This is a genomic window from Halostella sp. PRR32, assembly GCF_034808085.1.
GTDB lineage: Archaea > Halobacteriota > Halobacteria > Halobacteriales > Natronoarchaeaceae > Halostella > Halostella pelagica.
In genome coordinates this window covers 392,241-404,746 of sequence record NZ_JAXHGL010000002.1, presented here as the reverse complement: position 1 = coordinate 404,746, position 12,506 = coordinate 392,241, and the positions used below count along the sequence as shown (strand labels likewise).

The window sequence follows — 12,506 nt, the reverse complement described above, 5'->3', positions numbered from 1 at the left end:
TCACGGATAACTGCGGCCGGTAGAGTGCGTCGGCTACGTTCCCTAACGCGATGGACCCCTCCTCGGGACACCCACCTCTGTGTTCTTGATTTCATTCTTCTATAAATATAGTTTATTTATCTAATTTTATTCAAGGTAATTACTGTACGTGACCGTGACGATGCGATTACCTCCATCGATGATTTTCAGCTACAATGGAGGATTTAGTAAATTCACCTACTGAAATTTCAATCAACCTACGAAATAGATATAAAAATCCTCTGCCTGTAATTATAGCACAGAGCGAAACGAATGAACGAAGGCCTGCGCGAGATGATGGAGACGGTGTTTAAGCGGATAGAGTTTCTCGACGTGCTCGCCGAGAACCCGTCGGAGAAACGGGAACTGGTCAGCCAACTCGATGTCTCACGCTCGACTGTAAACCGAGGTGTACAGGACCTCGAACAGTTCGGACTCGTCGCGTACGAAAACAGTGCCTACGAACTGACGGTCTGTGGACGACTCCTTTACGAACAGTACTCACGGTACGAAGAGAGCGCCGAAGCCATCGTCGCTGCAGACGAACTGCTCCAACACCTCCCGAAAGAGACACCGATCAGTCTGGACTTCATTTGGGACGCTGAGGTCTTCGTCGCCGAAGAGCCTGCTCCCGCCGTTCCGGTCTCCGTCCTGACCGAGATCATTCGCGATGCCGACCGGATCCGCGGGCTCTCGCAGGCCCACGCTGCGCCGAAGGCCGAAGACGCGCTCCGGATGGCGATCGACGGGGGTGCAACCGCCGAAATCGTGTTCTGCAAAGCGGTGTACGAACACGTTCAGGCGACGTACGACTGGATAGCGGACCGGATCGCGGCCGGCGACTATCAGCCGTACGTGACCGGCGATCTCCCCTTCGGTCTCATGATCGCCGACCACGACGAGACGACGTACTGTTGTGTGGTCGTCTACACCGACCAGAGCAGTATCGCTGGTCTCATGGTTAACGACACGCGAGCGGCGGTCACCTGGGCGTCGAAGCTTTTTGAATCGCACCGCCAGCAGGCGGACCCCGTTGTGGAAGCCGAAATAGAGTGAAGTCAGAGCGGCCGAGTCGCGGTCCCCCGTCCGACGCGGGCGACCTGGACTCGTACTCGAGGGAGACGACTCTGTGTCGCGTCCTGGCCGGCCGAACCACCCCGTACCGTCGAACGACCGGGTTCCCGAACTGCGTCGTCGCTGTTCGCTGTCGTTTCGTTCTCCGACTCCGTCACGTTCACCCACAGATGCAACTCCCGGTATGCGTTTTCGGGGGTCGGCCGGTCAGGGACGCCGTCACGGTACAGCATGTACGTTAGCCGGAGACGTTCACCGGTCATCGTCGGCGAGACGTTGGTCGTTCGGAGCCACGTCTCGTTGTGTCCGAGTTGCCCTGTCGCGTGCTGTGACACTGCTTCTCGTTCCAGTATTCGCGTCGAGTTGTTCGCCAGTTCGACTCGGTGAAGTTCGACCGCGACCTGATACTCCTCGGGTTCGTGTTCCCGATTGACTACGCCCGCGACGATCTCTTCGCTCTCGCCCCGCGTGAACTCCGTCGGATGCTCCTCGGCGACGAGGTCGCCGGTTTCGTTCTCGGTAACGAGGTAGAATTCGGTGAACGATTCACCCTCGTTCGGGGCGGCGACGGCGTACCCCACGCTCCCGACGGCGAGCAGGACACTGAGGACGAGAACCACGTTCAACACGGCGTCTCCACGGGTATCTGGTTCGAACAGTTCCGACCGTCCGGTTGCGATCCAGGCGCGGTAGGGGACCCGAAACCGCTCGTCCTCGGGGAGGTCCCGCCGGCGATGCGCGGCCACGACGGTCGCAAGGAGCGTAAAGGCGCTGACGCTTCCCAGTACGGGGACGAGGCGGACGCCCAGCGGCGTGAAGTTCAGCGCCAATCCGAGCAGGGGAACGATGGCGATGCTCAGCCCGAACGAGAGCGTGACGCGCTCGATGCCGTCGATGCCGCGGTCGCGGTGGAGCGCGGTCGTCAAGCGACCGTCTCGTTCCACCTCGGACGGCGGGGTCCCGCCCTCCGGAAACAGTGCCGCGATGAACGCGTATCCCGGTACGAAGAGGACGAACGGGAGGCCGAGCGCGACTCGGACTGGCGTGTCCCGGAGAACTGGAGCGAGCACTGCCAGGTTCGTGAGGCTAACGACGGCAATGATGGCGACGAGATCGGCCGGGAGCGAACGGACTGGCGCGGGGAACAGGTGACTCCAGTCCGTCTCTGTGGACATACATTATTCCCACACTGGAAACCGCAAAAAATGTCGGGGTCTCACCGTGAACGAGACCGCCTGATAGCGAGGAGACTCATCGACACCATCGCGGAGATCGCGCCGAGGATCCCCAGTCCTGACTGTCCCGAACTATCGCTACCGCCGTCGTCGCTATCAGGCGCTGTCGTCGACGAGTCAGGCGTCAGAACCGAAGCGTCTCCGGTGGCGGTCGACGTCGACTCAGTCGTTCCTTCGGTTCTCGTCGGGGTCCTCTCACCCGTCGCCGTCGTCGTGACAGTCGCCGAGGGCTGTGTCGTCTGCGTCACTGTTTCCGGCGTCGTCTCTGATGCTGGGGTCGTCGCCGGACTCTCGCCTCCCGACGGTCCGCCGTTCGACGGGCCGCTTTCGGTGGTTGTTCGGTCCTGCTCGACCGACAGATCTACCGAACGGCTGATACCGACGACCGCTCGTTCGCCGAACGCCGGATCGTCGGAGCGCACGCCCGCGTAGAGCGAATACTCGCCCGTTCCGATGTCCCCCGTCGACACCGATGCGGTGTACGTTCTCTCCGATGTCTGCGTCGCGGTCGCTCTGACGGTGGTCTCGTCGTCCACCACTGTCACCTCGACACTGTCAGGCGATGGCGCGTCCGCGATCCGCGACACGTTCGCGGTGACGGTCAGGTCGTCGCCGACAGTCACCACCTCCGCGGCGTCGACGGTCACCTCGTAGCCGCGAACTACGACCGGATGAACCGTCCGGTAATAGCCGTCCTGCTGCACTGCCAGCATGTACGAACCCGGGTCATTCCCCGAGAGATCGAACGTGAACGACCCGTCTCCGTCGCCACGTCTCTCCGAAACGATCTGCTCGTCCCCGTTGTAGAGATAAACGCGGTACGTTTCGTTCGGACCGCTGACGCTGACCGAGACCGACTCACCGGGATCCACGACGGTGAGACTCGATATCTCGTGGTCTGTCTCCTGTAACGTGACCGTTCGCACGGGCGTTTCAATGGCGTCCGAGACCGTCATCTCGTACCTGTCAGGGGCCAGTTCGTGGTCGGACGGTCCGGTGTCTGCTGTCGTGTGGGCGGGAACCGCGAGTATCGTGGCGGCGATAAGTACGATAGCCACCGGGACAGTTCTATTCACACTATATGGATATTCAATTTCAGTAATAACATTTGTGGATAAAAAGGGGGTGCGACGGTTTCTCGGGCACGGAACTTTGGCCGGTGCGGGACATTACATATTAGATATCGTGAAAAAATATTATGAGATAGTGTATTGATTCATCTGATATGGTAAATGATTCGACTAAAATAAGAGATAATAAAAACTCGCGGAGGTCTGGGGGACTATCGCGGTATCAAGCGCGACGCCTTCGTGAGAGGGCGGTCTCGGCCGAGTCCGTCACGGAGGTGTAAACCGATGGCGAGCACACGGGGAGTGACGGTCGTTGCCGTTGCACTCGCCCTGCCGCTTTCGGTGATGAGCGGCGTCGCAGTCGCGGTCACCACTGCACCGTCAACCGCATCGGCGACCGGATCCGCGGTGGCAGTTCCGTCCGCATCAGAGATGCCGTCCGACGGACCGTCAGCGGCTGTCGTACCGGGAACGGACAACTCGTCGGGCGAGGAGACGCACGGAACCGCCGCCGGCGACCGCCTCCGGGACGAGGTCGATATCTGGGAGCGCGCGATCTTCCCACTACGCGCGGACGAGTCCGACGCGGCCATGCAGGTACCGAACGCGGACTGGCGGGTCCGGAGCCCGGACGCCGGCGAGGCGAGCCTGAACGCGGATCCGATAGCTGTGTTCGAGGAGGGCGACACTGTCTCCGTCGAGTTCGACGCGGTCCGGGCCGGCGGCAGCTCCGCGGAGTTCGGCGGGACGGACGTGCGTCTCGTCGCCGGGCGTCTCGAACCGTCCGGTGACGGGAGTACGATTCTGGGGACCGAGGTCGGCTCGCTCTCGTTGCTGGACATGAACCTCGGGGAGATCAACGAGGACCTGACGTTCACGCACGTCGGCGATACAGAACTCGACGCTGACGGCCGGGCGACCGTCCAGTTCGACCCACCCGAGTCCGGACAGTACGTGTTACTGCTGGCGAACGCCTCGGACGGTGACGGACTCGTCGTCGCGGACGGGAACCTCTCTGTCGACGGGGATGCGACGCTGCTCGGCGTCGATCAGGCGGCCGTTCGGACGGGGGCGTCGTCGGTCGCGCCGACGACTATCGACGGGCAGTCGACGGTAACGCCGGGGACGAATCTCACGTTCGACGCGTCAGTCGAAAACGCGGACGGTCCCGTCGGCCACACGGTCGTCGTCTACGACGAGACGACGGGATACGTGAACCAGAGCTTCGTCGTCGACGTCCGAGAGGACCTCTCGGAAGGTTTCAACGCATCCGAGGACGTCGTCGTGGAACACTCGGTCGCCGAGACGAACGGCGTCGCACGCTTCGAGGGCACGGTCACGGTCGACGGGACGACGGTGACAGACGCCCGGCGGGTCGGGTCGGTCTCCCTCCCGACGTTCGTCGATAGCGTCGCGCCGGCCCAGTTGAACCCGGACACGGAGTACGTCCCCGCGGAGGGCGGCGAACGTCTCGACGCTTCGATGACTGCGGTCAACGGTTCGGCGAGCGAGTCGCTCACGGTCGAGACGCTCGACAACTGGACGACGGATACGCGCTACCGGTGGGTTCACGTGGCCGTCGACGCCGACGGCGCGATGTACACCGAGACGGACACGTTCCGCCTGTCGTCCGGCGGCGGCCACGGAACTGCTCCCGACGACGGTGGCGGAACCGTGCCGGGCGGCGGCGCACCGCCGTCGAACGGCCGCGACCCGACTCCGGAGACGGACGTTGCTGTCACGGACGCTGGCGAAGGGGCCGCCGTCGAGATCCGCGATGCCACCGCGTACGACCCCGTCGACCTCGACCTGTCGTCAGTGCTCGCCGACCGCGAGGGCGTCAGACTGGAACGGGTAGCTGTCGAGTTCACACGGGACACGGACTTCGACATGACCGTGACGCAGGGGCCCGAGCCTGTCCCCTCAGTCCACGGGACGGACTCGGACATCGGGTACATCAACGTCTCTCACGACGAGGACCCGCCGACTGACGACGTCTCCCTTACGTTCACTGTCGACGATACAGTTCTCGAAACGCGCGGACTCGATCCCGGCGACGTCACACTGTATCGATACACAGGGAACGAGTGGGAGCAACTCGACACCGCGGTACGCGGGTCGACGGACGCGGGCTACCGCTACACCGCTACGTCGCCCGGGCTCTCGGTGTTCTCCGTCTCGACCGCGGAACCGCAGGCCGCGCCCCGGTCCGCGCTCCGGACCTCCGACGTGACGCTCGACCCGGACAGGATCGCGGCAGGTAACGCCACGACTGCGAGCGCCACGGTCCACAACACGGCCGACGTTGCGGGGACGTTCACGGTGAACCTGACCGTCGACGGGACGGTCGTCGACCGACAGTCGGTCACCCTCGGCCCCGGCGACTCGGAGACGGTGACGTACACGCGACAGTTCGACGAGAACGGCCGGTATCAGATCGGCATCGCCGGCGTCGACGCAGGCGAACTCGCGGTCTACGAACCGCCGCGGACGACGACGGCGACGACCGGTTCGGGGACCGGCGACGAAGACGAGAGCACCGGCGGGGTACTCCTCCCGCTCTTGCTCGCGTCGCTCGTCGTCGCCGGCATCCTCTACTACACACTGCGAAACGGCGGCCGCCACTTCCTGTCTGGCGGACCCGGCGGGGACGGATCCGACGCTGACGATTCCGACGCGTCGGCCGCCCTCGGTGACCGCGGCGGGGTCGGGTCGGCCGGGTCGCCGGGCGAGACGAGCGCTGCGGCGGACAGCGGCGGTGTGGCTACTGACGACGGTGCCGACGGCGCGCAAGACGAACTGGATCCGACGGACATCGTCGACGAGGACCCGGAGTGACCCGGCTGAACTCGGACAGTAATACTGGAGGAGATGGGACGATCATGGAGACGGAGACGCGCTCGAACGACGAGACGCTCCTCTCGTGCCGGTCGCTCACTCGGGAGTACACCCGCGGGGCGGACGGGTGGCTCTCGCGAGTTCGGTCGACGGACCGTCCGAGCGTGACCGCGCTCGATGGCGTCTCGCTGGCCGTCGACCGCGGCGAGGTCGTCGGAATCGCGGGACCGAGCGGGAGCGGCAAGTCCACGCTGCTCCATCTCCTCGCCGGCCTCGACGAACCGTCCGACGGAACGATCGAACTCGCCGGGACGGACGTAACGGCGCTTTCGGGCCGCGGCCGAACCCGACTCCGGTTGGACCACGTCGGGGTCGTCTTCCAGCGCTTTTACCTGCTTCCCTCGCTCTCCGCCCGAGGGAACGTCGCGGTCCCGCTGATCCAGCGTGGCCGTTCGAAGCGCGCCCGGCGCGACCGCGCCGAATCGCTCCTCGAAACCGTGGGACTGGGTGACCGGGCCGCACACAGTCCGGACGAACTGAGCGGCGGCGAACAGCAACGCGTCGCCATCGCCCGCGCGCTCGTGACGGACCCCGATGTCGTGCTCGCCGACGAACCGACCGGCGAACTCGACTCCGCGACCGGCGAGCGCGTTCTCGAACTGTTGACCGAGGTCGCGGACGACAGAGCGGTGGTGCTCGCGTCACACGACGACCAAGCGCTGCGTCGCGCCGACCGGGTTCTCCACCTACGGGACGGACAGATCGTCGACGATGGCTGAGGGATCGAGGCTGAGACGGTTCGTCGGACTGGTCGGGGTCGGTGCCCGGAGCGCCGTCGCCAGACTGGTCGGCGGGCGCTCTCGACGGGTGCTCGTCACCGTCGTCGGCGTCGCCGTCGCCGTCGGATTCACCCTCGCAGTCACCGGCGTGGCGCTCGGTCTCGCGAGCGGCGCGACCGTCGGCGGCGAGGACGTGGATTACTGGATCGTTCCGGACGACGGCTCCTCGACGATGACGGTAGCGTCGGACGGCCTCCGACTGGGGGATTCACACGCGACGGCTCTGTCCATCGCCGACGACTCCCGGGTCGACCACGCCTCGCCCGTGTTGCTGGAGTTCGTCGGACTCGAAAACCCCTCCGCGGGGGTCGGGGAGTACGTCCTCGTCGTCGGCGTCGTGCCGTCGGACGAGCCCTTCGAAGTGGCCGGCGTCTCGACCGGCGAACTGACCGCGGGCGACCCCCGGTACGCGAACGGGAGCTACGGCGGCGACCCGATGAACGAGGTCGTCCTGAGCGAGAGCGCGGCCGGCCTGCTGAACGCTTCCGAAGGCACAGACCTTCGGCTTCGAACGCGAGACGTCCGAACGCAGCGCGTGGCTGTCGAGGATGTCGACGGTGCGAGTTCCGCGGGCGTCGGCTCGGTCCCGATAGCGGTCGTTCACCTCGCGGAACTCCAGTCGGTCACGGGGACGACCGAGGGCGACCACGCGAATCAGATACTTGTCATCACGAACGACCCGAGCGTCCGCGGCGACCTGGAGGGCGTCTATCCGGAAACGAACGTGATCGCGCGGGACGGCGTCGGGCTCGACCGCAGCGGGGGGGACGAACTCCCGCTCGCCGTCGTCGTCGCCGCGTTCGTCACGGCCGTCGGCGTCGGCGCGCTGACGGTCGCGACGATGATGGGACTCGAGGTCACGAACGACCGCCGACGGCTCGCACTGCTGGCGGCGGTAGGCTACACGCGGCGGTCGCGAGCGCTGGTCGTTCTCGTCGAAGTACTCACGGTCGCTCTCCTGGGCGGCCTTCTCGGCGTCTGCCTCGGAGCCGCCGGTGTCGAGGGGACGAACCGGATCGCGGCGTCGGTCGTCGGTGACGCCCCGCCCGCCCGTTTCTCTCCCGTGTTGGTTCCCTACGGCATCGGTCTGGCCGTCGTGATCGGTGTCGTCGCCTCGCTGTACCCGGTCTACCTGAGCTATCGCACCCGGCCAATGGAGGTGATAACGCGGTGATCCGACCGTTACGAGCCGTCCAGCGGCTCCGCGCGATGGCCGGCGTCGCCGGGGCGTGGATCCGTCACGACCCGGCCCGGACCACGCTCGCCGTCGTCGGCATCGCACTGGCGGTCCTCGCGGCGACGGTGCTCGCCGGAGTCGGCGTCGGCGTCCTCGCGACGGCTGAGACGAAGTTCGACGCCGCGGACCGCGACCTCTGGGTGACCGGCGGCCCAGTCAGGTTCGACCCGGGAACTGTCGGCGGTATCGAGAACACCGTGGTCGACGCACACGAGGTCGCGGACGGTATCGAGTCGCGCGACGGTGTCGAGACGGCAGTGCCGATGGCGTTCCAGTCCGTCTACGTCAGCCCGAACGGGTCGGATTTCCAGACCCACGTCGGGGCGGGTGCGCCGGCGCGGGGACCGTCCGTCTCTATCGCGGAGGGTAACCCCTTCCGAAACGACGATGTCCACTACGCGAACGGCAGCTACGACGGGCCGATGACGCACGAACTGGTGATCGACCGCCAGACGGCGAACCGCTTCGACGTCACCGTCGGCGATACCCTCCACGTCGGCGGAACGATCGAAACCGCGCGGAACCACGAGTTCACGGTGGTCGGCATCTCGCCGACGTACTCGCGGTTTCTGGGGACGCCCACCGTGACGATGCATCTGAGCGAACTCCAGGAGGTCACAGGGACGACCGCCTCGGACCGGGCGACGTTCATCACCGTGGACGTGCGTGACGGCGCGGAGACGGCCGCGGTGAAAGCGGAGATAGAACGGGCCCACCCCGACTACGAGGTCCGAACGAACGAGGAGCAGATACGGGCGATACTCGGGGAACAGGCCGTCGTTCTCGCGGCCGCGGCGAGTCTGGTTACGTTGGCCGTCGCGGGCGGACTGGCGCTGACCGCCAACGTCCTGTCGTCGGTGATCTACCAGCGACGCCGGGAACTGAGCGTTCTCCGTGCGCTTGGATGGTCACGGTGGACGACCGTCGGGACGACGACGCTGTGGGCGCTGTTTCTGGGACTACTGGGAAGCGTGCTGGGCGTTCTCGCGACGTTTCCCGTCGCGTTCGGGATGAACCGCCTCGTCGGCTCTATCGTCGGCTTCGACGGCGTTGTCCGTCTCTCGCCGCGGATACTCGTCGGCGGCGCGGGGCTCGGAATCGCCGTCAGTCTCGTCAGCGGGTTTCTGGTCGCCGTCCTCGTTTCCCGGCACGACCCGGTCGCCGGCGCGGACCGGTAAGACGACCGATCACCGGGTTCGTGGGCTCTCTTCCCGTCTCCCGAGCAGGCCTCTCAGTTCGGTCGCTCCGGGCTTGCCGTCCCGCATCCAGACGACGAGCGCCGCCGCGAAGAGGGCGATCTGGAAGATAAAAAACGGCGTCGGTTCGATCCCCAGAAAGTGCGCGGCGAAGTCCTGCTGGGTGTCGTACTCCACGGGCGGCAGGAGCGGCCAGAGGAGGAATGCGAGTTCGTCCGCCGTTCCGCCGGGGACGACCGGGAGGGCGTCGCCGGCGAGATGGCTGAGGTATCCGAGACCGAATGCGACGGCGACAGGCCCGTTGCGGAGGCGTCGACAGACCAGACCGACGAGACAGACGACCGCCGCGGCGATGAGTACCGAATGTGTGAGCGACCGGCCGTTCGGCAGGACGCTGACGCTCCAGGCGAGCGGTTTGTCGATCAGGTCCGGAAACTGCGTCCCGAACGCGAGCGCCAACGCCGCGATACCGCCCGGCGGTCGGCCGTCGTATCGACGCACGTACGCCGAGTAAAGCAGATACCCGACCGCGAGATGTCCCCAGGGCCACATTCTATCCGCACGTTCACCGGGCGGCCGTAAACCGACTTCGACAGCGGGATGGATCACTACTTTGTATCTCGACGAGATCACTCACAAATAATGGCCACGCGTCGACGCTGGCGGTTCATCCACGCGCAGGTAGCCTGGCTGCTCGCGACGATCCTCTCTCTCTCGCTGTTGGGGGCGTTTTCGCTTGAGCTGTTTTTCGTCGTTTCGCTCATCGGCTTTCTCGTCGTGGTCGAACTCACCGGGTCGCTTGGCGTCACGCCGCGGTGGCGGGCGCGGTTGAAATGGATCATCCTGCTCGGACTCGCAGTATTCGCGTCTATCGTCGTCAGGCGACTCCTCGAAATCCTGCCGCCGGGGGTGTTCGGCTGATGCGCTCCCCGTTCGACCTCGGGTACCCACAACTGCTTCTCGCGGCGATTGCGCTCGGCACCGTCCTCGCCGTCGGCGTCGCGGCGAGTACGTCGGCGGCCGGGTTCGGCGCGTTCAACCCGGGCTGGGACGGCGCATCAGACCTGCGGAGCGCCGCGGAGGCGGACGGGGCGGAACCGTTCGTCGTCCGCGATGTCGACGAGTACGACTCCGTCGCGACGAACGACTCCATCGCGCTCGTCCTCTCTCCGGACGAGCGGTACGACGACCGCGACGCCGCGCGTCTCCGCGAGTACGTGGAAAACGGCGGGACGCTCGTCGTCGCGGACGACTTCGGCGACAGCGGCAACGCGCTGCTGGCCGACCTCGGTGCAAGGGCTCGCGTCGACGGGCGGCCGCTGCGCGACGAACGCCGACACTACCGCTCGCCGGCGCTCCCGCTCGCGACCAACGTCTCGAACCGCTCGCTCCCGACTGACGTCCAACGCCTGACGTTGAACCACGGAACTGCCGTCCGACCGAACGGCACTACCGTCCTCGCGACGACCTCCGCCTACGCGTATTTCGACGGGAACCGTAACGACGAACTCGACGATTCCGAAACACTGTCCGAGTATCCGGTCGCGACGGCGGAGTCCGTCGGCGACGGACGAGTCGTCGTCGTCGGCGACCCGAGCCTGTTCATCAACGCCATGCTGGACCGGCCGGGAAACCGCGCGTTCGTCAGGGGACTGTTCGGGTCCGCGGACCGGGTCCTGCTCGATTACTCGCACTCCGAGCACGTGCCGCCGCTCATGGCCGCCCTCATCAGCGTCCAGCGGTCGTCTGTCCTCCAGATACTGCTCGGGACGACCGGCGTTATCGCCATCGCCGCCTGGGCGCAGTGGCCGACCGCCGGGAGGCGGGTTCCGTCCGTCAGTTCCGGCGAGTCGCAGTCAGAGCCTCCGGAACTCTCGGCCGACGACGTGGCGACCGCCGTCCGCGACCGGCATCCCGACTGGAACGACGAGCGCGTCCGACGGGTGACACAAGCCATTATGGAGCGCCGCATCGAACGTGAAAACAATGGCTAATCCGGCGACGTTGTACGAGAAGGCTAGGGACGAGATGTCATCGGTGCTTATCGGCAACGACGACCTCATCGAGCGTATCACGATCGCGTTGCTGACGCGCGGCCACGTCCTGCTGGAAGGCGTTCCGGGGACCGCCAAGACGACGATGGCGAACCTCTTCGCCGAGGTCTCCGGCCTGGAGTACTCGCGGATCCAGATGACGCCGGACATCCTCCCCGCGGACATCACCGGGACGCAGGTGTATCGAGAGAACACCGGAGAGTTCGAACTTCAGCGCGGCCCCGTCTTCGCGAACGTCGTCGTCGCCGACGAGATCAACCGCGCGACGCCGAAGACTCAGAGCGCACTGCTCGAAGCGATGCAGGAAGACCACGTCACGATCGAGGGGACGACGCTCGGACTGCCGATCCCGTTCATGGTAATCGCGACGCAAAACCCCATCGAGATGGAAGGGACCTTCGAACTGCCCGAGGCACAGCGCGACCGCTTCCAGTTCAAACTCACCGTCGGTATCCCGGACCGCGAGGAGGAATCGCGGCTGCTCTCGCGGTTCGACGAGGACCCCACGCTCGACGCCTCGAGCGTCGAGCAGGTCGTCGACAGGGACGACATCGTGGACGCCCGCGACACCGTCGCAGACGTCTACATCGACGAACGGGTCCGGGAGTACATCATCGACATCGTCGCCGAGTCGCGTTCGCACCCGGACGTCGAACACGGCGGGTCGCCGCGAGCGTCGCTCGCCTTCCTCGACGCGACGAAAGCGCGTGCGGCGATCCACGGCCGAGGGTACGTCATCCCGGACGACGTGAAGGCGCTCGCGGAACCGATCCTCGCACACCGCCTCGTTCTCAACGCCGACGCGGAACTCGGAGACGTCTCGCCGTCGGCGATCGTCGACGAGATAGTCGCCGGAGTCGAATCGCCGAGCGGCGAGTCGACATCGGCAGACTCCGGCTCGGATTCAGTGACGGCGGACGGCGGCCGGATGACTGACGGCTGAAC

At 65.7% G+C, this 12,506-nt stretch carries 11 protein-coding genes; 8 read left to right on the top strand and 3 right to left on the bottom strand.

Features of this window, described 5'->3' with window-relative positions:
• Window positions 1–291 precede the first annotated feature (291 nt).
• The gene (locus tag SM753_RS07260) at window positions 292–1,074 is read left to right on the top strand and encodes a hypothetical protein (protein ID WP_323191088.1); all 783 of its coding nucleotides are present in this window, start codon (window positions 292–294) and stop codon (window positions 1,072–1,074) included.
• A 2-nt stretch (window positions 1,075–1,076) separates the two neighbouring features.
• Here SM753_RS07260 and SM753_RS07255 read toward each other — a convergent pair whose 3' ends face one another.
• Both SM753_RS07255 and SM753_RS07250 read right to left on the bottom strand, forming a co-directional pair.
• Window positions 1,077–2,267 (bottom strand): DUF1616 domain-containing protein, encoded by a 1,191-nt coding sequence (locus tag SM753_RS07255; protein WP_323191087.1) that lies wholly within the window; start codon window positions 2,265–2,267, stop codon window positions 1,077–1,079.
• Window positions 2,268–2,308: 41 nt separating this feature from the next.
• Window positions 2,309–3,403 carry a hypothetical protein gene (locus tag SM753_RS07250; RefSeq protein ID WP_323191086.1) on the bottom strand — a complete coding sequence of 365 codons (1,095 nt, stop codon included), beginning with the start codon at window positions 3,401–3,403 and terminating at the stop codon, window positions 2,309–2,311.
• A gap of 279 nt (window positions 3,404–3,682) precedes the next feature.
• Between SM753_RS07250 and SM753_RS07245 the strand changes: the two genes are divergently transcribed.
• The 4 genes from SM753_RS07245 to SM753_RS07230 are packed head-to-tail and all read left to right on the top strand — an operon-like array spanning window position 3,683 to window position 9,489.
• Entirely contained in the window at window positions 3,683–6,235 is a 2,553-nt protein-coding gene (locus SM753_RS07245) for a PGF-pre-PGF domain-containing protein (protein ID WP_323191085.1), read from the top strand.
• A 44-nt stretch (window positions 6,236–6,279) separates the two neighbouring features.
• On the top strand, window positions 6,280–7,014 hold the full coding sequence (locus SM753_RS07240; RefSeq protein WP_323191084.1) for an ABC transporter ATP-binding protein: 735 nt from the start codon (window positions 6,280–6,282) through the stop codon (window positions 7,012–7,014).
• Window positions 7,007–8,248 carry an FtsX-like permease family protein gene (locus tag SM753_RS07235; protein ID WP_323191083.1) on the top strand — a complete coding sequence of 414 codons (1,242 nt, stop codon included), beginning with the start codon at window positions 7,007–7,009 and terminating at the stop codon, window positions 8,246–8,248. The genes SM753_RS07240 and SM753_RS07235 overlap by 8 nt, the downstream gene beginning before the upstream one ends.
• On the top strand, window positions 8,245–9,489 hold the full coding sequence (locus SM753_RS07230; RefSeq protein ID WP_323191082.1) for an ABC transporter permease: 1,245 nt from the start codon (window positions 8,245–8,247) through the stop codon (window positions 9,487–9,489). Before SM753_RS07235 ends, SM753_RS07230 begins: the two co-directional genes overlap by 4 nt.
• A gap of 9 nt (window positions 9,490–9,498) precedes the next feature.
• On the opposite strand, the gene SM753_RS07225 is transcribed toward SM753_RS07230, so the two are convergent.
• Window positions 9,499–10,059, bottom strand: coding sequence for a metal-dependent hydrolase (locus SM753_RS07225; RefSeq protein WP_323191081.1), 561 nt, complete (start codon window positions 10,057–10,059; stop codon window positions 9,499–9,501).
• Between the two features lie 90 nt (window positions 10,060–10,149).
• On the opposite strand from SM753_RS07225, the gene SM753_RS07220 reads away from it, so the two are divergent.
• From SM753_RS07220 to SM753_RS07210, 3 genes are read left to right on the top strand one after another with little or no spacing between them, the layout of a single operon-like run.
• The gene (locus SM753_RS07220; protein WP_138798321.1) at window positions 10,150–10,428 is read left to right on the top strand and encodes a hypothetical protein; all 279 of its coding nucleotides are present in this window, start codon (window positions 10,150–10,152) and stop codon (window positions 10,426–10,428) included.
• Window positions 10,428–11,501, top strand: coding sequence for a DUF4350 domain-containing protein (locus SM753_RS07215; RefSeq protein WP_323191080.1), 1,074 nt, complete (start codon window positions 10,428–10,430; stop codon window positions 11,499–11,501). Before SM753_RS07220 ends, SM753_RS07215 begins: the two co-directional genes overlap by 1 nt.
• Window positions 11,494–12,504 carry a MoxR family ATPase gene (locus tag SM753_RS07210; protein ID WP_323191079.1) on the top strand — a complete coding sequence of 337 codons (1,011 nt, stop codon included), beginning with the start codon at window positions 11,494–11,496 and terminating at the stop codon, window positions 12,502–12,504. The genes SM753_RS07215 and SM753_RS07210 overlap by 8 nt, the downstream gene beginning before the upstream one ends.
• The last annotated feature ends 2 nt before the right edge of the window (window positions 12,505–12,506 follow it).